This window comes from Pseudomonas sp. DWP3-1-3b3 (genome assembly GCF_049896305.1).
Classification (GTDB): Bacteria; Pseudomonadota; Gammaproteobacteria; order Pseudomonadales; family Pseudomonadaceae; genus Aquipseudomonas; species Aquipseudomonas azotoformans_A.
This window is the reverse complement of record NZ_JAFCUA010000011.1, coordinates 139976-158941: the sequence shown is the minus strand read 5'-3', so window position 1 is coordinate 158941 and position 18966 is coordinate 139976. Positions and strand designations below refer to the sequence as shown.

At 61.0% G+C, this 18966-nt stretch carries 16 protein-coding genes; 13 read left to right on the top strand and 3 right to left on the bottom strand.

Going from position 1 to position 18966, the window contains the following annotated elements; translation table 11 throughout:
- Together ACP7BX_RS26700 and mrdA are read left to right on the top strand one after the other, a co-directional pair.
- A partial coding sequence (locus tag ACP7BX_RS26700) for a hypothetical protein (protein WP_426197808.1) occupies positions 1 to 273 on the top strand: 273 nt, incomplete at its 5' end.
- A 2-nt stretch (positions 274 to 275) separates the two neighbouring features.
- A complete protein-coding gene (mrdA, locus tag ACP7BX_RS26695; RefSeq protein WP_016974809.1) occupies positions 276 to 2168 on the top strand; it encodes a penicillin-binding protein 2 in 1893 nt (630 codons plus the stop codon).
- A 1-nt stretch (position 2169) separates the two neighbouring features.
- On the opposite strand, the gene ACP7BX_RS26690 is transcribed toward mrdA, so the two are convergent.
- Positions 2170 to 2571, bottom strand: coding sequence for a GFA family protein (locus ACP7BX_RS26690; RefSeq protein ID WP_033899646.1), 402 nt, complete (start codon positions 2569 to 2571; stop codon positions 2170 to 2172).
- A gap of 133 nt (positions 2572 to 2704) precedes the next feature.
- Here ACP7BX_RS26690 and ACP7BX_RS26685 point away from each other — a divergent pair, with 133 nt between their 5' ends.
- The 4 genes from ACP7BX_RS26685 to ACP7BX_RS26670 all read left to right on the top strand — a co-directional run bounded on the left by ACP7BX_RS26685 (position 2705) and on the right by ACP7BX_RS26670 (position 7326).
- Positions 2705 to 3235, top strand: coding sequence for a sigma-70 family RNA polymerase sigma factor (locus tag ACP7BX_RS26685; RefSeq protein ID WP_426127369.1), 531 nt, complete (start codon positions 2705 to 2707; stop codon positions 3233 to 3235).
- 2 nt (positions 3236 to 3237) lie between these two features.
- Positions 3238 to 4188, top strand: coding sequence for a FecR domain-containing protein (locus ACP7BX_RS26680; protein WP_426127371.1), 951 nt, complete (start codon positions 3238 to 3240; stop codon positions 4186 to 4188).
- 92 nt (positions 4189 to 4280) lie between these two features.
- Positions 4281 to 6779 carry a TonB-dependent siderophore receptor gene (locus tag ACP7BX_RS26675; protein WP_426127373.1) on the top strand — a complete coding sequence of 833 codons (2499 nt, stop codon included), beginning with the start codon at positions 4281 to 4283 and terminating at the stop codon, positions 6777 to 6779.
- A gap of 79 nt (positions 6780 to 6858) precedes the next feature.
- Entirely contained in the window at positions 6859 to 7326 is a 468-nt protein-coding gene (locus ACP7BX_RS26670; RefSeq protein WP_061436001.1) for an SRPBCC family protein, read from the top strand.
- A 41-nt stretch (positions 7327 to 7367) separates the two neighbouring features.
- Here ACP7BX_RS26670 and ACP7BX_RS26665 read toward each other — a convergent pair whose 3' ends face one another.
- Complete coding sequence (locus ACP7BX_RS26665; RefSeq protein ID WP_426127375.1) at positions 7368 to 7955, bottom strand: hypothetical protein; 588 nt, start codon at positions 7953 to 7955, stop codon at positions 7368 to 7370.
- A gap of 87 nt (positions 7956 to 8042) precedes the next feature.
- On the bottom strand, positions 8043 to 10274 hold the full coding sequence (locus tag ACP7BX_RS26660) for a TonB-dependent receptor (RefSeq protein ID WP_426127377.1): 2232 nt from the start codon (positions 10272 to 10274) through the stop codon (positions 8043 to 8045).
- A 197-nt stretch (positions 10275 to 10471) separates the two neighbouring features.
- On the opposite strand from ACP7BX_RS26660, the gene ACP7BX_RS26655 reads away from it, so the two are divergent.
- The 7 genes from ACP7BX_RS26655 to ACP7BX_RS26625 all read left to right on the top strand — a co-directional run bounded on the left by ACP7BX_RS26655 (position 10472) and on the right by ACP7BX_RS26625 (position 18956).
- Complete coding sequence (locus ACP7BX_RS26655; protein ID WP_426127379.1) at positions 10472 to 12829, top strand: DNA polymerase II; 2358 nt, start codon at positions 10472 to 10474, stop codon at positions 12827 to 12829.
- 70 nt (positions 12830 to 12899) lie between these two features.
- Positions 12900 to 13478 carry a GNAT family N-acetyltransferase gene (locus ACP7BX_RS26650; protein WP_426127381.1) on the top strand — a complete coding sequence of 193 codons (579 nt, stop codon included), beginning with the start codon at positions 12900 to 12902 and terminating at the stop codon, positions 13476 to 13478.
- Between the two features lie 12 nt (positions 13479 to 13490).
- Positions 13491 to 14123, top strand: a complete 633-nt coding sequence (locus ACP7BX_RS26645) for a glutathione S-transferase (RefSeq protein WP_426127383.1) — start codon at positions 13491 to 13493, stop codon at positions 14121 to 14123.
- A 164-nt stretch (positions 14124 to 14287) separates the two neighbouring features.
- Positions 14288 to 14869 (top strand): DUF4174 domain-containing protein, encoded by a 582-nt coding sequence (locus ACP7BX_RS26640; RefSeq protein ID WP_061436011.1) that lies wholly within the window; start codon positions 14288 to 14290, stop codon positions 14867 to 14869.
- A gap of 112 nt (positions 14870 to 14981) precedes the next feature.
- Entirely contained in the window at positions 14982 to 15494 is a 513-nt protein-coding gene (locus tag ACP7BX_RS26635) for a sigma-70 family RNA polymerase sigma factor (protein WP_177112107.1), read from the top strand.
- Positions 15494 to 16453 (top strand): FecR domain-containing protein, encoded by a 960-nt coding sequence (locus tag ACP7BX_RS26630; protein WP_269133411.1) that lies wholly within the window; start codon positions 15494 to 15496, stop codon positions 16451 to 16453. Before ACP7BX_RS26635 ends, ACP7BX_RS26630 begins: the two co-directional genes overlap by 1 nt.
- 139 nt (positions 16454 to 16592) lie before the next feature.
- Complete coding sequence (locus ACP7BX_RS26625; RefSeq protein ID WP_426127949.1) at positions 16593 to 18956, top strand: TonB-dependent siderophore receptor; 2364 nt, start codon at positions 16593 to 16595, stop codon at positions 18954 to 18956.
- Positions 18957 to 18966: the final 10 nt, after the last annotated feature.

Here is an 18966-nt window from a genome sequence, read left to right as displayed (position 1 = left end):
AGTAGGTCATCGTCAAGATTAAATTCCGAAACCCCATTTGCGAAAGCAGATGGGGTTTTGTTTTGGGCGGTCGAAAATCCAGTCACCACACATCAATCTCATAACACCAAACGTCCTCAGCGCAATTCCTCTCAAAAACGGCTCATTAGCATGCCGTTCGGGAATTCGATGCAAAGTGTTTCCGCATTTTTGGTATGGTGCAGCACATTTTCACAGGGATTGATCTTTTATCCGCAGGACGCGGCGTCGACCTTCTTCAACGAGATGCTGTAGAAATGCCTGAACCGATACCGATCAAAGATCACGAAAAAGAGAACCGCCTGGTCAACAAGCGCCTGCTCGCCTGTGCGCTGTTGGTGATTGGCATCACCTGCGCCCTGGTAGGGCGCATGTACTTCCTGCAGGTCGTACAGTTTGACTACCACTCCACGATTTCCGAAAACAACCGTGTCCACGTGTTGCCGATCACCCCGACGCGTGGGTTGATCTATGACCGTAACGGCGTGGTACTGGCCGACAACCGCCCCAGCTACAACCTGACCATCACCCGCGAACGCACCACCGACCTCAAGGGCGAGCTGGACGCTATCGTCAGCCTGCTGCACCTGCCGGCCGAAGACCGCGCGGTCTTCGACAAAGCGCTGAAGCAGGCACGCCATCCCTTCGTTCCTGTGACCTTGTTTTACGAATTGACCGAAGAGCAGATCGCGCTACTGGCCGTGAACGAGTTCCGCCTTCCAGGCGTAGACGTAGAACCGCAGTTCGTCCGCCATTACCCGTTGGGCGCTCACTTTGCGCACTCCATCGGTTACGTAGGCCGGATCAACGAGAAGGAATCCAAAGCCCTCGACTCCGTGGAGTATCGCGGCACGCAGTCCATCGGCAAGACCGGTATCGAGCGCTTTTACGAATCCGAGCTGCATGGCCACGTCGGCTATGAAGAAGTCGAGACCAATGCGCAGGGCCGCGTACTGCGCGTGCTCAAGCACACCGACCCGATTCCCGGCAAAAACATCGTGCTGAGCCTCGACGTGCATCTCCAGGAAGCGGCGGAAGAAGCCTTGGGTGATCGCCGTGGCTCGGTGGTTGCACTGGATCCCCAAACCGGTGAAGTACTGGCCATGGTCAGCAAGCCAAGTTTCGATCCGAACTTGTTTGTCACCGGTATCAGCTTCAAGGAATACGCTGCACTGCACGATTCCATCGACCGGCCGCTGTTCAACCGCGTGCTACGGGGGCTCTACGCGCCAGGCTCGACGATCAAACCGGAAGTCGCCATCGCCGGCTTGGACAGTGGCGTTGTTACTGCTCAAACCCGCGTGTTCGACCCTGGCTACTACCAATTGCCGGACTTTGACCATAAATACCGCAACTGGAACCACAGCGGCGACGGTTGGGTAGACATGGACGCGGCCATCATGCGCTCCAACGACACCTATTTTTACGACCTGGCCCACAAGCTGGGCATCGATCGCCTGCATGACTATCTGGCTGAGTTCGGTCTGGGCCAGAAAGTCTCATTGGACATGTTCGAAGAGTCCGCCGGCCTGATGCCTTCCCAAGCCTGGAAGCGTGCCACGCGCCGCCAACCCTGGTTCCCGGGCGAAACCGTAATCCTCGGCATCGGCCAGGGCTACATGCAGGTCACGCCACTGCAACTGGCCCAGGCCACCGCATTGATTGCCAACAAAGGCGTGTGGAACCGACCGCACCTGGCCAAGACCATCAACGGCGTGCCACCCGTGGATGAAAACCCCATGCCCAACGTGGTCCTCAAGGACCCACGTGATTGGGAACAGGTCAATCACGGCATGCAACTGGTGATGCACGACCCACGCGGCATTGCCCGTGCTGCCGCACAAGGCGCGCAATACCGCATTGCCGGCAAGAGTGGTACGGCACAAGTGGTGGCGATCAAGCAAGGCGAGCGCTACAACCGCGAGAAGACCCTCGAACGCCATCGCGACAACGCCCTGTTCGTCGGCTTCGCGCCAGCGGAACACCCGAAGATCGTGATTTCGGTGATGATCGAAAACGGCGAGGCCGGCGGTCGCGTGGCGGGTCCAGTGGTGCGCCAGATCATGGACGCCTGGCTACTCGACCAGGAAGGCCACCTGAAACCGCAATATGCGACGCCGGCCAAAGCGCCCGGCGACCCCAAGGTTTGATTCAGGTCTTCCACTCATCCCACTGGTCTACGCCTTCGTAGGCCAGCCAAGGCACATCATGGGCCGTCCAGATGTGCGCGGTGGGTCTGACGCCCGGATCATCGTCCAGCGTCGCCACCCGTACAATGACGTGGGGCTGATGCCCACGCTCCGCCATCAGGTGTGAGCCGCAGCGCGAGCAGAAATGCCGAAGTTTGCCCGGCGACGATTCGAAGGACGCCAGCCACTCCTGGCCCTGTGTCCAGCGAAAGTGCTCACGCATCACGCCGGCTGTCGCCACAAATGCCGCCGCGTGCACCTTGCGGCAGCTGTCGCAATGGCAGTGGCTGATGGGCATATCCAGGCTGTCGAGTTGATAGTGCACGGCCTTGCAGAAGCAACTTCCATGGAGCTGTTGAGTCATCGTGATCACCTCAGGGGGAGGGGAACAATTTACCTTTCGCCGACACGCTGCGCATCACAGTCATACAAGCCATTGCCCTTATTCCTACATTGCTCTAAATTGCGAAGCGTTCTCATTCGTGCGCAATATCATTATGCCTTTGTCTGCTGGGCCTCATTCTTCCCACGAACCCATTGGGCAACTCTACGGTGACCACCACCGCTGGTTGGTCAGCTGGCTACGTTCGCGCCTGGGTTGCTCCCATCAGGCGGCTGACCTGGCTCAAGACACCTTCATTCGTTTATTGCTGGCCGAACGCACGCAGCCGGTGACCGCTCAGTTGAAGGAACCACGGCATTTCCTGGTGACAATTGCCAAGCGCGTCATGATCGACAGCTTTCGCCGCAAAGCCCTGGAGCAGGCTTATCTCCAAGCCATGGCCGAGCAGCCGCAGGCCTATGCCATCTCGCCGGAGGAGCGGCTGTTGGTCATCGAAACCCTGCAGCGTCTGGATGCCATGCTCAATGGCTTGGGGCGCAAGGCCAAACGTGCCTTCCTGCTTTCGCAGTTGCAGGGCATGCCTTACAAGGACATTGCCGAACAGCTACAGGTCTCGGTAAGTTCGGTGACCAAATACATCGCCAAAGCCACCGAGCATTGCCTGATCTTCGCCCTGGAGCATTGACGGTGACCCGTGACGCGCAGCGCCAAGCCCTTAGCGGGGCGGCCCACTGGGTCGCACGTCTGGCAGCCGAGCCGGGCGACCCTGAGTTGCACGCGGCTTGGCTCGCCTGGCGAGATGAAAACCCGCTGAACCAATGGGCGTGGCAGCGCGTGGAAATCCTGCAAAGCCAGCTCCAGAGTCTGCCCGGCACGGTGGCCGTCAATGTGTTGGACGTCGCTGCCGACCAATCCCGGCGATTTGGCCGCCGCGCACTGCTCAAGAGTGTGGTGATCGGTGGCGGCATGAGCGCCATCGGTTGGTCGGGCTATCGACAAGCGCCGCTGTGGATGGCCGGTCAACGCACCACCACCGGCGAGCGCCACAGCCTGCGCCTGGACGATGGCACACGGCTGTCCCTCAACACCGCCAGCGCCGTGGACATCCACTACACCGCCGAGCAACGCTTGCTGATTTTGCGTGCCGGCGAAATCCTCGTGGAAACGGCCACCGATCCGCGTCCTTTGCGGGTGCGCAGTGCCCAAGGTGAAATGCGCGCGTTGGGCACGCGTTTTACCGTTCGCCAGTTCGATGACTTCACCGGCATGAGCGTATTGCAACACGCGGTGGCGGTGCGTCAGGGCATAGAACCTGCGGAAACCGTGATCACCGCCGGCCAGACTGTCACCTTCGATACCCGGCGCATGCTCTCCCTTCGGGCCAACGAACCTGGCGAAGGCGAATGGGCGCAGGGTCGGCTGATCGTCGACAACTGGCGCCTGGATCGCCTGCTGGCCGAACTGTCGCGCTACCGGTCGGGTTACCTGGGATGCGCGTCTGAAGTCGGCCATCTGACAGTCTCGGGGGCTTATTCCCTGGACGATATCGACCTTGCCCTCAACGCCCTGACTCACGCGCTGCCGGTGCGTCTCAGTGCACGCACCCGTTATTGGACGACCGTCGTCCCGCGCGGCTGAAAATAATTATCAACAACTGTTGTCGATTGGCCGCACCTCGTTCGACTCCTCCTGCAAACCCACTTCATTCGTTCGCACCCTCAGGAGTCAACATGCGCGCAGGGCAAACCTCAGTCGCCACTCAACCGCTTCGGTCATTTCACAAAAAGCCTTTGCAGGTCGCGCTGCTTGGCGTGTCGTTGATGGTGCAAACCGGGCTGCTGGCCCCACTGTTTGCGACAGGTTCCAGCGCAATGGCGGCCAGCCAACAGCAGGCTTTCGCGATTGCCCCTGGCCCGTTGGGTTCGGTATTGAGCCGATTTGCCAGTGATGCCTGCGTGGTGTTGTCCTTCGATTCGGGCCTGACCGCCGGCAAGCAAAGTGCCGGTCTGCAAGGTAATTACAGCATCGAACAAGGCTTTGCCCGACTGTTGGCGGGCAGCAACCTGGCGCTGTCCGCCAATAACGATGGCAGTTACGGCCTTGCGCCCCAGGCCAGCACGGGCACCCTGAGCCTTGGCGCCACCAGCATCAACGCTGAAGGGCTGGGGCTGACTACCGAAAACAGCGGTTCCTACACCACGGGTGCTGCCAGCACGGCGACGAAACTGCCGCTGTCCCTGCGCGAAACCCCGCAGTCGGTCAGTGTGGTCACCCGCCAACTGATGGACGATCAACACCTGTCGACCCTCAGCGAAGTGCTGAGCTTCACACCCGGCGTCAGCAGCAACCATCGAGACAGCGAGCGCTACTCCTTTTACTCCCGTGGCTTCGAGATCCAGAACTTCCAGTACGACGGTATTCCGTCCCAGATCGCCAACGAATCCCAGCAATTCATCGGCCCGCTCTCCGACATGGTCATCTACGACCGCGTCGAGGTGGTGCGGGGTGCCACCGGCCTGATGAGCGGTGCAGGCACGCCGTCGGCCACCATCAACCTGGTGCGAAAGCGCCCGACCAAAGACTTCCAGGCGCACATTGCGGGAGAAGCAGGCGCCTGGGATCGCTATCGCTCTGAAGTCGACGTGTCCGGCCCGTTGACCGAGACCGGTAATGTGCGCGGGCGTTTCGTCGCCGCGTACCAGAAACAGAAGTCCTTCGTGGACTGGTACAAGCAAGAGAAGCGTGTGATGTATGGCGCGCTGGATATCGACCTGAATGACAGCACCACCCTGCGCACCAGCCTGGATTACCAGAACAACGATGCCAATGGCACCAGCTACGGTCATATTCCGTTGTTCTACAACAATGGCCGCCAGACCGATTTCTCGCGCTCCTTCAACCCGGCGACGCGTTCCAGCTACATGGACAACACCAGCTACACCTTCACCACGATGCTGGACCATAAACTCGACAACGACTGGAGCTTGAAGACTGCCTACAGCCATCAGTATTCCTATCGCAAAGGGCAGGGCGCTTCCGCCAGTGGCAGCTACCCGGACCCGATCACCGGCCAGGGCGCCAAGGCGTTCATCTACCGTCTCGACAGCTACCAGACCCAGGACACCCTGGATGTGTATGCCAATGGCCCCTTCCAGCTGGGAGGGCGTGAGCATGAGTTGGTGGTCGGCGCGAGCACTTCGCACACTCACCTGAATTTCCCCAACTACAGCAGTTCCCTGGCCGGCCAGGACAATGACTATGGTGATGTGGACAACATCTTCACGTGGGACGGCCGGCAGTATGGGCGCCGTTCCTACAACGAAGCCGGGGGGGCCGTTACCACGCTGCAACAGACCGGTGTGTATGGTGCTCTGCGTTTGAAACCGATGGACCCGCTGACCCTCATTCTCGGCACCCGCGTCAGTTGGTGGAAGCAGCTCGATGAGGTGACGGAATATGCCCCTTACTCGCAAAAGACCGACAGGACCAAGAAGACCGGCGTTGTGACGCCCTACGCGGGCATCATCTACGACCTGAACGACACCTACTCGGTCTACGCCAGCTACACCAGCATCTTCCTGCCGCAGACGTTCTACAAAACCGCCAGCGGCGGCTCGCTGGCGCCGTTGGAAGGCGACAACTACGAGATCGGGCTCAAGGGGGAATTCTTCGACGGTGCGTTGAACGCGAGCATCGCCCTGTTCGACATCGAGCAAAAGAACACCGCTGCCGACTCGGGTAACGATGCCACCGGCAAGACGGTGTACAAGGCCATCGCCGGCACCACCACGCGCGGTGTCGAAACCGAGATTTCCGGTGAAGTGGCCGCCGGTTGGAACGTATTCGGCGGCTACACCTACCGTGAGTCGCACTCTAAGGACGGCGAGCGCGTGCAGGTCAACCAGCCGCTCAACCTGTTCAAGCTGGGCACCACTTACCGCCTGCCGGGCGCCCTGAACCGCTTGACCGTGGGCGGCAATGTCACCTGGCAAAGCGAGATGTACGCCACCACCCAGATCAACTACACCGGGCCGTACTACAAGGCGGTCCAAGACCCCTTCGCCGTGGTGGGCCTGTTGGCCAACTACCAAGTGGACGAGCATTTGTCGGTGGGGCTGAACGTCAACAATCTATTCGACAAGAAGTATTACGACGGCATGGGCACGTTCAACTCGGGCTCCTACGGCGAGCCGCGTAACGCGATGGTCAATGCCAAGTGGACGTTCTGAAGTAAGTCGCAACACCAATGCGCGGCCGAAAGGTTGCGCATTGTTCGATGTCGCCTACTGTCAATGGTGGAGGTGACTTATGCACGTATTGGATCGAATCGAACGAAAAGTCCTGCTCAACGCTTCACGTAAACAGGTCTGGGAAGCCCTCACCGATGCCGAGCAATTCGGCCGTTGGTTCGGTATCGCACTCAAGGGTAAAACCTTCGTTGCCGGGCAAAGTATCGAGGCGCCGATCACTTATCCGGGCTACGAACATGTGATCTGGAAGGCCAGGATCGAACGCATCCTGCCGCAAACACTGTTTTCTTTCTGGTGGCATCCCTTCGCGGTAGAGGAGGGTGTCGACTACGACCAGGAAACCCCAACCTTGGTGGAATTCACCATTGAGGATCGGGCGCCAGGCATTCTGCTACGGGTGGTCGAATCCGGGTTCGATGCCGTGCCTGAGGCACGACGGCAGAAAGCCTTCAAAATGAATTCCCGTGGTTGGGACGAACAGATGGGCAACATCGAAAACTACCTGAGCCAGGCCCGCCAGGCTTGAGGGGGGCGGGCATCCTCAGTGATGCCCGCCTTTCACTGGTCTCAGCTTTCGTGAGCGGTGGTGATCTCCAGGGTGTCGGTGTAAGTCACCACCACACTCTGCCCGACCTTGAGGTCTTTGAGGCCGGCGCGGATTTCCGGTTTCTCAACGTTCAACACTTTCGTCGCACCGGCTGGATTCTCCAGGGTGACCTGGTTTTTCTTCAGGTCGATATGGGTGATCTTCAGCTGCACCTGCACCTGACGGAAGGCCGCGCCACCTGGGTTGGGGTTGTCGGCGGTGGCGCGGATCACGCCGGTTTTTTCGCTGGCGTCCGGTGCGCTCTTGTCCACGTCGGTGTCCAGCACGGCCGCAACCGAGTGGGTGGTCAACACCTTGACCTGGTCGCCGACCTTGAGGTTGCCCAGGTCCTTGGCGGCATCGGTGAGTTGCACATGCACCTCACGGCCCTCGGCACCCGCAAGCACGACTTGATGCTTGGCGGCATCTACCGCCAGCACCTTGGTGGTGACTTCATCGGCTTCAAGGGATTTGGACAGCGGGATATCGGCGGCATGGGCCACCAGGTGGCCGGTGGACAGTAGAGTGGCCAAGGCGATTGCCTGGCGAAGGGAGCGAGATAACTTCATTGTCGGGACTTCCATGTGAGAGGAGTCCTGAGTCTAGTGGTGAGCCGGCGATGCGCAAATCTGCCGGCTCACGTTGTTGCCGTTCTGTTAGAAGTCCACGCTGGCCGACAGCTTGGCGACACGCGGATCGCCTTGGCTCAGGAAACCGCCCTGGGCCGATTCCCAGTACTTCTCGTTGGCGACGTTCTCCACGGTGGCGCCGAGGGTGACATCACGTTGGGCCACCTTGAAGTTGTAGCGCGCGCCGATATCGAAGCGGTTCCATGCCGGTAAGCTCAGGTTGTTGGCGGCGTCGGCGTACTGCCCACCGGTGCGTAGCATGCGGCCGTTGAGGGTCACACCTTGCAGGCCGGGCACATCCCAATCCACGCCGGCATTGAGCTGGAACGAAGGCACACCGATGGCGCGGTTACCGTCGTTGGCGCCGTTTTGCGTGTCCTTGAGTTCGGTCTTCATGACGGTCACACCGCCCAGCAAGCGCAGGCCGCTGACCGGTTCGCCGAAGACGTTCAACTCAACGCCTTTGTTGATCTGCAGGCCTTCGCGAACGTAGCGTGCTGTCGTCGCATCGATGACTTGAACGTAGCCGGCCCCAGGTTGTTCGATACGGTAAACACCCAGCGTTGCTCCATAGGTGCCCATATCCACCTTGACGCCTGCTTCGATTTGCTTGGAACGGGCCGGTGCAAAGGGCTGGCCGCCGCCAATCACGGTCCTGCCCCCGGAATTGACAGGCGACGTCGGGCCCTGGGCCAAACCTTCGATGCGGTTGGCATAGAAGGACACATGCTCCCACGGCTTGAAGACCAGGCCATAGACCGGCGTGGTGATCGATTCGTCATAATTGGCGGTACGCGTGCCGCTCATGTAGTTGTAGCCCTGCACCACGATCTGCTGGCGGCGTGCACCGACCGTCACTAGCAGGCGGTCATCGAAGAACCCCAGCGTGTCGGACACAGCCGTACTGCGCACAAAGGTCTTGGCGGTGATGGTCGGGTCGCTGAAGTCGGTGCCCGGTGTATTGCGTGGGTTGTTCAAGGCCGGTGGCGCACCGGTCACAGGGTTGTAGATATTGGTTAGGGTGCGTGGGCTGGCGAACACATAAGCGTTGCGCGCCTGGGTCCAGATGCCGGCCAAGCCGAAGTTGAGTCGATGGCTCACAGGGCCGGTCTGGAACTTGCCGTTCAGGCCTCCCATGACGCTGCTGTTGTCTTCTTCGTGGGCGATGGTCGAACCGCTGGCGGTGGCATTGCCCACGTTATCGGTCAGGGTCACCGACGAGTAGCGTCCCATTTCCCGAGTGTGCTTGGCACCGGCCGCCGCATAGGCCGTCCAGTTATCATTCAAGTCATACTCGGCGCGCAGCATCCCCAGGGTGTCTTCAAGGTTGGTGCTGCTCCAGCTCGGCGCGTAGTTGGTGTCGGCCGACGGTGCATCCGGGACATGGGTAGCGGTGCCCAAAAAGACCGAGTTGCGCCCGCCGTTGATGCGCTGCTTCTGGTACACAAAGTCACTCGACAGGCGCAACGCATCGCCACGGTAGTCCAGGCCGACGGCAAACAGCTTCGAGCGCTGGTTTTCATCATCGATGCCGGTATCGCCTTCGCGCTGGGACAGGTTCACCCGCGCGCCAAAGCGGTTGTCTTCACCGAAGCGCTGGCCAATGTCCAAGTGTTCGCCCACCCGGCCATCACTGCTGATATCGGTGCTGAACCGACGCAACGGCACATCATCGGCACGCTTGGGTTGCAGGTTCACACCACCGCCGATCCCCGAGCCGCCGGGCGTCACGCCGTTGATGAATGCATTGGGGCCCTTGAACACTTCCACGCGCTCCAAGGCGTCGGTGGAGATGATCTGGCGCGGCAGGATGCCGTACAAGCCGTTGAAGGAAATGTCGTCGCCATTCAGTGGCAGGCCTCGGATCATGAAGGTCTGCGCCTGGTTGGCAAACCCCGACGCCTGGCGCACGGACGAATCATTGAGCAGCACATCGCCGACGGTTTCGGCTTGCTGGTCGCGAATCAGTTTCTCGGTGTAGGAGGCCATGCTGAACGGCATGTCCATGATGTCCTGGTTGCCCAGCACACCCAATTGACCGCCGCGTGCCACTTGGCCACCCGCATATACAGGGGGCAGGGCGCTTGGCGCGGGGGCATCGGCGTTGATGTTGGTGGCGCCCAGTTCCAGCGTGTTGCCTTCCTGGCCGGTGTTCGCATCCTGCGGGGTGGCTGGGGTTGCAGCGTGAGCGCTGAGGCTCAGTGAGCAGCACAGGGCGAGCAGGGTTGGGCGCAACGGCACGGCGAATGGGGCGGGCATGGGCGATCCTGACGGCTAACCGTCATGTGTGAGGAAAAGGGCAACGGCGTTGCGCGTCCTCACTGCGCGGATACGACTCCGGCGCGAATGATAGTAATTATTATTAACGTCACGCAACAAATTTTTACTGACACGGTCTGCGCGCGTGGATGCCGAGTAGAATCACGCCCTGAAAGCGATTCCTGAGGTGCGGTACGGTGGATTTACAGCAGGGTTTTGTCCTGACCCGGCATTGGCGCGATACCCCGGCGGGCACGGAGGTCAGCTTCTGGCTGGCCACCGACCAGGGCCCGAGGTTTGTCCGCCTACCCGTGCAGACCTCGGTGATGTTCATCCCTGAGGCCCATCGCAAGCCGCTGGATTGGCTGCTCAAGGGCGAGCGCGATATCGAATTGCGCCCGTTGCAGCTGTGCGATTTCCATCACCGGCCCGTCCTCGGCCTGTACACCCGCCAGCACCGCCAGGCGATGGACGTGGAAAAACGCCTGCGCGCGGCGGGCGTCGACGTCTACGAAGGCGACGTGCGCCCGCCCGAACGCTACATGATGGAGCGTTTCATCACCGCCCCGGTGTGGTTCGGCGGCACACCCGACGCCAGCGGCGTACTGTGCGACGCACAGATGAAACCCGCGCCCGACTACCGTCCGCCGCTGAAGCTGGTGTCCCTTGACATCGAGACCACCGCCCAGGGCGATCTCTATTCCATCGCCCTCGAAGGCTGCGGCGAGCGCCAGGTGTACATGCTTGGCCCGCCGAACAAAACCGACGCCGTGGACTTCAAGCTCGACTACTGCGACACCCGTGCCCAACTGCTCGAACGCCTCAACCAGTGGCTGGCGCTGCACGACCCCGATGCGATCATCGGCTGGAACGTGGTGCAGTTCGACCTGCGCGTGCTCCACGAACATGCCCAGCGTCTCAACGTGCCGCTCATGCTTGGCCGTGGTGAAGAACCGATGGCCTGGCGCGAGCACGGTAGCCGCAATCATTACTTTGCCGCAGCGGCGGGGCGCTTGATCATCGATGGCATCGAAGCCCTGCGTTCGGCCACCTGGAGCTTCGAATCCTTCAGCCTGGAGAACGTCGCGCAAACGCTGCTGGGCGAAGGCAAGGACATCTCCACGCCGTACCAGCGCATGGACGAGATCAACCGCATGTTCGCCGAGGACAAGCCCGCCCTGGCGCGCTACAACCTCAAGGACTGCGAGCTGGTCACGCGGATTTTCGAGAAGACCGAACTGCTCAAGTTCCTGCTGGAGCGCGCCAGCGTCACCGGCTTGCCGGCCGACCGCAACGGCGGCTCCGTCGCCGCATTCACCCATTTGTACATGCCGTTGATGCACCGCCAGGGCTTCGTTGCGCCGAACCTGGGCGACAAGCCGCCCCAGGCCAGCCCCGGCGGTTTTGTCATGGACTCACGTCCCGGCCTTTACGAATCGGTGTTGGTGCTTGACTACAAAAGCCTCTACCCGTCGATCATCCGCAGTTTCCTGATCGACCCGGTGGGTCTCATCGAAGGCCTCAAGTATCCCGACGACAGTGACTCGGTAGAAGGCTTTCGCGGCGCACGGTTTTCCCGCACCCGGCATTGTTTGCCGTCCATTGTCGCGCGGGTTTCCGAAGGCCGCGAAGAGGCCAAGCGCGAACACAACGCGCCGCTGTCCCAGGCCCTGAAAATCATCATGAACGCCTTCTACGGCGTACTCGGTTCCAGCGGCTGCCGCTTCTTCGATACACGCCTGGCCTCGTCGATCACCATGCGTGGCCACCAGATCATGCGCCAGACCCGCGAACTGGTCGAAGCCCAAGGTTATGAGGTGATCTACGGCGACACCGACTCCACCTTCGTGTGGCTCGGCAGCGCGCACTCCCAGGAGGACGCCAGCCGTATCGGCAGGGCCTTGGTGCAGCACGTCAACGATTGGTGGCGCGAGCACCTGCTCACCGCGTTCGGCCTGCAAAGCGCTTTGGAGTTGCAGTACGAAACCCACTTCACGCGGTTCCTCATGCCGACCATCCGTGGTGCGGAGGAGGGCAGCAAGAAACGCTACGCCGGCCTGGTGGTGCGCAGCGATGGCAGCGAAGACATGATCTACAAAGGCCTGGAAACCGTGCGCAGCGACTGGTCGCCCCTGGCCCGTCGATTCCAGCAGGAACTCTACCAGCGCATCTTCCATCGCCAGCCGCATCAGGACTACATCCGCGACTACGTACGCCGTACCCTCAGTGGCGAATTCGATGAATTGCTGATCTACCGCAAGCGCCTGCGCCGCCGGCTGGACGACTACGAGCGCAACGTGCCACCCCATGTGCGCGCCGCGCGTCTGGCCGATGAGTACAACGACCGCCTGAACCGCCCGCGCCAGTACCAGCGCGGTGGCTGGATCAGCTACGTGATCAGCGTCAACGGCCCGGAACCGCTGGAAGTGCGGCAAGCGCCTATCGATTACGACCACTACGTCACCCGGCAATTACAGCCGGTGGCGGATGCGATCCTGCCGTTCGTGAATGACGATTTCAGCACCCTGGTGGGCGGTCAGATGGGCCTGTTTTAAAACGCTTGATTCGTCAGGGTGGCAGCCTGCACTCTCTGTCTCTGATGACCACCCAGACGGCGCTGCCACCATGACCCTGATCACACTGACCGGCACCACGGTCGAACTCCTGCCCCTGCAAAGGGAACACAGGGCTGCCTTGCTCGACGCCGCCGCCGATGGCGAATTGTGGAACCTGAAGGTCACCAACGTACCGGGCCCGGACACGGTTGATCAGTACATCGACACTGCCCTGGCGGGGCGTGATGCCGGTAGCGTGATCCCGTTCACCCTGGTGCGTCGTGAAGACGGCCAAGTGGTCGGCAGTACGCGGTTCTGGAAGGTCGACCGGGTCAATCGCAAGTTGGAAATCGGCCATACCTGGCTGGCGCTGTCCACGCAGAAAAGCGCGATCAACACCGAAGCCAAGCTGCTGTTGCTGACCTACGCGTTCGAAGTGCTCGACTGCGTGCGCGTGCAATTCACCACCGATGAGCTCAACGAAAAGTCCCGCGCCGCGATCCTGCGCCTCGGCGCTGTGCAGGAAGGTATCGTGCGCCACGAACGCATCATGCCCGACGGGCGCAAGCGCAACTCGGTGCGGTTCAGCATCATCGATTCTGAATGGCCGCAGGTGAAGGCGAACTTGCAGGCCAAACTTCACCGTTAGGAGGAAAAGCCCATGTACACGCTGTATGGCATCGACGAATCTGGCTCTTGCATGATCGAAATCGCCCTGCAACGCTGTGCAGTGCCGTGGCGACGGGTGGACGCGGCCTCCTGGGCGGAGGGTGAGGGCAGTGATGAGTTGGCCCGGATCAACCCGCTCAAGCAGGTGCCCACCCTGGTCACCCCCAATGGCCAGGTGCTGACGGAAAGTGCCGCGATCCTGATCCACCTCGGCCTGGAATACCCCGCTTCGGACCTGCTGGCCGGCAACCGCGCGCAGATCATTCGCGGCCTGGTGTACATCGCGGCCAATTGCTATTCGGCCATCGGCATCATCGACTACCCGCAACGCTGGCTCGGCAACGTCAACGAAACCGTGCAGGCGCAACTGGTGACGGGCACCCGACGTTACCTGCACCAGGCCTGGGTGGTGTTCGCTGATCAATTCGACGAGCAACTGTTTGCGCCCAACGGCGTGCCGAATGCGTTGGGCCTCATGGCGGCAGCGGTGTCGCGCTGGGATGAAGCGCGAGAGGCATTGAACGGTCTGGCGCCGAGCTTTGCCCAGAGCCTGGCGCAGGTGGATGCCGACCCCATCGTCGCCCCCGTATTTGCACGGCATTGGCCCGAATGGAAGGTCTCATGATGTTTCCGAAATCAGTGGAAACAATGACACTTGAGCCTACCAAACCCTTGCGTAGCGGGCGTCCTGTCCTACGCTTTCTTAAAGTGGTGTAGGAATCATCCTTGAATTTGACTGTCGCAGACATGAAACTCAAGAACCCTGCATGGAATACAAAGGAGGTGCGCATGCTCATCCGGTCGCTGACCCTGGCTACCTTGATGGCTTTTACGGGGCCGCTGTTGGCTGCTGATGATATCAACCCGCTCAAGCAAGACTTGGGCAAGGCCCGGCCGCTGGTGGTGGTGGAGCTTGATTCCGGCAACAACACCTTGGCGACCCTCAAGAAACAGTTGGACGAGCCTGCAACCAAGCAGTCCTTTGAAGAACGCAACATGGTGTTCTACACCGTGAAGTTCGGCAGTATCGGTGCCGAAGGCGAGAAGTTCGCCAAGGACCCCAAGGACAATAAAAAGCTCACGCCTCCGGAAACGAATGCACTGATCCGTGCCCTCAAACTGGGTGCCGGCAGTGGCACCAAAGTGATCCTGGTGGGCAAGGACGGCGAGAAGAAAGTCGAGAAAACCGTACCGCCGGATACCCTCGACCTGAAGGAATTCTTCAGCGCCATCGACCAGATGCCGATGGCCGAGAAAGAAACCGCCGCTCCCGCCGAGCCTGAACCGGCAGCCACTGCTCCGGCGGCGAAACCCGGTGCCAAGGCCGGCAAACCCGCCAAGCACGCAGCCCCGCAACCACTGGACGATTGACCCCCGCCAGGAGCCGGCCAGCCGGCTCCTGCAGCAGAAACTTGCAGCATCGACGCAACGAAGAATATGATAACCGTTATCATTTACGTCTCATTCTTCGCGCGCGCCTTCCATGTCTTCGACTCCTGCGGTAAGCCCCACTGACCTGGCCACCCTGTACCGCCAACAACATCGCTGGTTGCAGCAATGGCTGTGGCGTCGCTTGAACTGCCCCCAGAGTGCCGCCGATCTGGCTCAGGACACCTTTCTGCGGCTGCTTGCAAAAAACCAGCCGGTTGAAATTCTGGCGCCGCGCAGTTTCCTGGCGAAGGTGGCGCAGAGTGTGCTGTCCAATCATTTCCGTCGGCAAAAGCTGGAAAAAGCCTACCTGCAAGCCCTGGCCTTGTTGCCGGAAGAGTCTGTGCCCAGCGCCGAAACCCAGTGGATTCTGCTGGAAACCCTGATGGCCCTCGATGAAGTGCTCAGCCGCCTGGCCTTGCCGGTGCGCCAGGCATTCCTGTGGTCGCAGCTTGATGGTCTCAGTCACGGCGAGATTGCCGAGCGCCTCGGCGCCAGCGTTACCACGGTCAAGCGCTACATCGTCAAGGCGGGTGCGCAGTGCATCCTGCTGGACAGCCAACGTTGATGAATCCATCGCCGTTATCCCTCGAAGCCGCCGAGCAGGCGATGCACTGGCAACTGGAATTACAGGCGCCGGACGTCACTGAACAGACCCGCGCCGATTGGCAGCGCTGGCGCGAGCAGGACCCGGCCCATGAACTGGCCTGGCAGCATTCACAGCGGTTTCTCCAACGCATGCAAGACGTGCGCGCGCCGGCTCATCAGGCCTTGGCTCGCGCAACGTTGCTGCCGGCAATGTCCCGTCGTCGAGTGATCAAGCACCTTGCCGTGCTGCTGGCGGCGGGCACTACTGCCTGGAGCGTCAAGGACACGGCGTTGGTGCAGCACTGGACCAGCGACTACAGCACCACCGTCGGCGAGCAGTGGCGCATCGGCCTGGCGGATAACACCCAGGTGCAGCTCAACACCGACACCGCCATCGATGTGAAATACACCGCGCACGCACGGAAAATCCAGGTGCTGCGCGGTGAAATCCTGGTGGACCCCAACCTCACCGACGCCCGTCCGCTGTGGGTGCAGACCGCCGAGGGCCTGACCCGTGCCGTCAGCGGTCGCTTCAGCGTGCGCCAGCGTGATGGCTTTACGCAGTTGGGGGCCGACCAGGGCGCACTGTCGGTGCAGATCCCATCACGCAGCCTGGTGCTGCAAGCGAATGAGCTGGTCAGCTTTGATGCCCACACCTTGCTCGCCCGTCGTCCGCAACGGAATGGCGAGCTGGCCTGGAGCCGGGGCATGATCGTCGCCGAAGGCATGCGGTTGGAGGACTTCCTCGACGAGTTGAGCCGCTACCGGCGCGGGCGCCTGACCTGTGACCCGGCCGTGCGAGGCTTGCGTGTGTCCGGCACTTATCCGCTGTCCGACACCGACCGCATCCTTGCCGCGTTGGGGCAGACCTTGAAGCTGGACGTGCAGCATTTCACACGCTTCTGGGTCACCCTCAACCCCCGCCTGAACCGGGTTTGAATTTAGTTCGCGCCAGGGTGGTCCGTTTGCGTTTCTCACGAGACTTATATCCCCAGACACTACCTTCACTGGGGAATTGGGCATGCAGCCACGCACACCACATCGCAGAACGTTGAAAACCTCTCTGGCCCTGGCCGTCATGCAAGGCATCGCCAGCGTGACGGTCGCCACGCCATTGTTGCTGGCGTCGACCTGGGTTCAAGCGGCACCGGACCTGGATTTCGATATTGCGGCCGGCTCGTTGGCCGGGGCGCTCAATCAGTTCGGTCAGGCCAGCCAGATCCTGTTGTCGTACCCGGCGGCGCTCACGGATGGCAAGACCAGCCCCGGCCTGCACGGCCGGCATGACCTGGACACTGGCCTGGCGATCCTGCTCAGCACCAGCGATCTGCAAGCGGTGCATGGCAGCGCAAACCACTATTCACTGGAGCCACGCCCGGCGGGTGGCGCGCTGCAACTGGGCACCGTATCGATCTCGGGCAAGGCACCGGGCTCGACCACCGAAGGCACCGGTTCCTATACCACGCAGTCTTCCAGCAGCTCGACGCGCCTGAATCTGACGCCTCGGGAAACCCCGCAGTCGCTCACCGTAATGACCCGCCAGCGCCTGGATGATCAGCGCCTCACCAACCTCAGTGACACCCTCGATGCCACTCCCGGCATCATTGTGTTGCGCGATGGCCTGGGCTCGGAGAGTGACGGTTATTTCTCGCGTGGCTTCCAGATCCAGAACTTCGAAATCGATGGTGTGCCCACCGCCACGCGCATGGACAATTACACCCAAAGCATGGCCATGTACGACCGTGTCGAGATCGTGCGCGGCGCCACTGGCCTGATCAGCGGCATGGGCAATCCGGCGGCCACCATCAACCTGATCCGCAAACGCCCGACGGCCGAGGCTCGCGCCAGCGTCACGGCTGAAGGGGGTACCTGGGACCGTTATGGCACGGGCCTGGACGTCTCCGGCCCGCTGACCGAAACCGGCAATGTGCGCGGCCGGCTGGTCGCGGACTACAAGACCGAACACGCCTGGATCGACCGCTACAAGCAGGAAACCCAACTGCTCTATGGCATCACCGAATTCGACCTGAGCGAAGCCACGCTGCTGACCCTGGGCTTCAGCTACCTGCGCACCGACGTCGATTCGCCAGCACGTTCCGGTTTGCCCACACGGTTTACCGACGGTTCGCGCACTAACCTTAACCGTTCGCTGAACACCGCTCCGGCCTGGTCCTACAACGATCATGAGCAGACCAGCTTCTTCACGTCTATCGAACATAAGTTCGACAGCGGCTGGAGCGCCAAGGCCGAATTCACCCACACCGAAAACCAGTTCGACGAAGTCTTCAACTACGTCAACGGGTCCCTCAACCCGGATGGCAGCGGCACCACCCAATTACCGGTGCGTTTCTCCGGTACACCGCGCCAGGACAACCTCGACTTTTACGCCACCGGCCCCTTCGACCTGCTCGGCCGTGAGCACGAGCTGATCGCGGGTGTCACCTTGTCAAAATACAAGGAAAGCGTGCCGAGTTACGGCGGATGGCATTACGACTATTCCAGCTCGCCTGCCGGTGCCATCGACAACCTGCTCAACTGGGACGGCCAGTCAGCCAAGCCTGTGTTTAATGTCACCGGTAAATCCTCGGTGGATGAGAGCCAATACGCCGCCTACCTGAGCACACGGCTGCGGGTCACCGATGACCTGAGCGTGATCCTCGGCAGCCGCGTGATCGACTGGAAGCGCGAAACCGAAGACCGCCCTTACGGCGGCTCGGCGACACGCTCCGACGAATCGGAAACCGGCGTCTATATTCCTTACGCTGGCGTGGTGTATGACCTCACCGACAACTGGTCGGCCTATGCCAGCTACACCAAAATCTTCAACCCTCAGGCCAGTTGGGTACGCGACATCAATAACAAGGCGCTGCCGCCGATGGAGGGCAAAGGGTATGAAGTCGGCCTCAAAGGCAGCTTCTTCGACGAGAAGCTGAACACCAGCCTGGCATTGTTCAAGCTGGAGCAGGACAACCTGGCCATCTGGATCGACACCCCGGGCGGCAACACCTATCGCAACGAGCAGGGCACCACCACCGAAGGCGTGGAGCTGGAACTCAACGGCGAACTCGCTGACGGCTGGCAGGCCTCCGCCGGCTATGCCTATGCGGTCAGCACCGATGCCGACGACAAACGCATCGTCACCACCTTGCCGCGCCAGAGCCTGAAAACCTTTACCTCCTACCGTTTGCCTGGCGCGTTCAACAAACTGACCGTGGGCGGCGGGGTGAACTGGCAGAGCAAGGTCGGGGAAGACCTGCACACCCTCAGCCAAGGCAGCTACGCCATCACTCACCTGCTGGTGCGCTACGACGTGACACCCAAACTGAGCGCCTCGCTGAACCTCAACAACCTGTTCGACCGTGAATACCTGAGCTACGCCGGCAACCACGGCATGTACGGGCCGCCGCGTAACCTGATGACCAGCGTCAAATACGACTTCTGACGTAGCGATT

Coding starts and splice junctions, on each gene's coding strand:
- ACP7BX_RS26640 (WP_061436011.1), top strand. CDS start 14,288: ATGCTCATCCGGTCGCTGACCCTGGCTACCTTGATGGCTTTTACGGGG.
- ACP7BX_RS26660 (WP_426127377.1), bottom strand. CDS start 10,274: ATGCCCGCCCCATTCGCCGTGCCGTTGCGCCCAACCCTGCTCGCCCTG.
- ACP7BX_RS26665 (WP_426127375.1), bottom strand. CDS start 7,955: ATGAAGTTATCTCGCTCCCTTCGCCAGGCAATCGCCTTGGCCACTCTA.
- ACP7BX_RS26630 (WP_269133411.1), top strand. CDS start 15,494: ATGAATCCATCGCCGTTATCCCTCGAAGCCGCCGAGCAGGCGATGCAC.
- ACP7BX_RS26690 (WP_033899646.1), bottom strand. CDS start 2,571: ATGACTCAACAGCTCCATGGAAGTTGCTTCTGCAAGGCCGTGCACTAT.
- mrdA (WP_016974809.1), top strand. CDS start 276: ATGCCTGAACCGATACCGATCAAAGATCACGAAAAAGAGAACCGCCTG.
- ACP7BX_RS26650 (WP_426127381.1), top strand. CDS start 12,900: ATGACCCTGATCACACTGACCGGCACCACGGTCGAACTCCTGCCCCTG.
- ACP7BX_RS26635 (WP_177112107.1), top strand. CDS start 14,982: ATGTCTTCGACTCCTGCGGTAAGCCCCACTGACCTGGCCACCCTGTAC.
- ACP7BX_RS26645 (WP_426127383.1), top strand. CDS start 13,491: ATGTACACGCTGTATGGCATCGACGAATCTGGCTCTTGCATGATCGAA.
- ACP7BX_RS26625 (WP_426127949.1), top strand. CDS start 16,593: ATGCAAGGCATCGCCAGCGTGACGGTCGCCACGCCATTGTTGCTGGCG.
- ACP7BX_RS26685 (WP_426127369.1), top strand. CDS start 2,705: ATGCCTTTGTCTGCTGGGCCTCATTCTTCCCACGAACCCATTGGGCAA.
- ACP7BX_RS26675 (WP_426127373.1), top strand. CDS start 4,281: ATGCGCGCAGGGCAAACCTCAGTCGCCACTCAACCGCTTCGGTCATTT.
- ACP7BX_RS26670 (WP_061436001.1), top strand. CDS start 6,859: ATGCACGTATTGGATCGAATCGAACGAAAAGTCCTGCTCAACGCTTCA.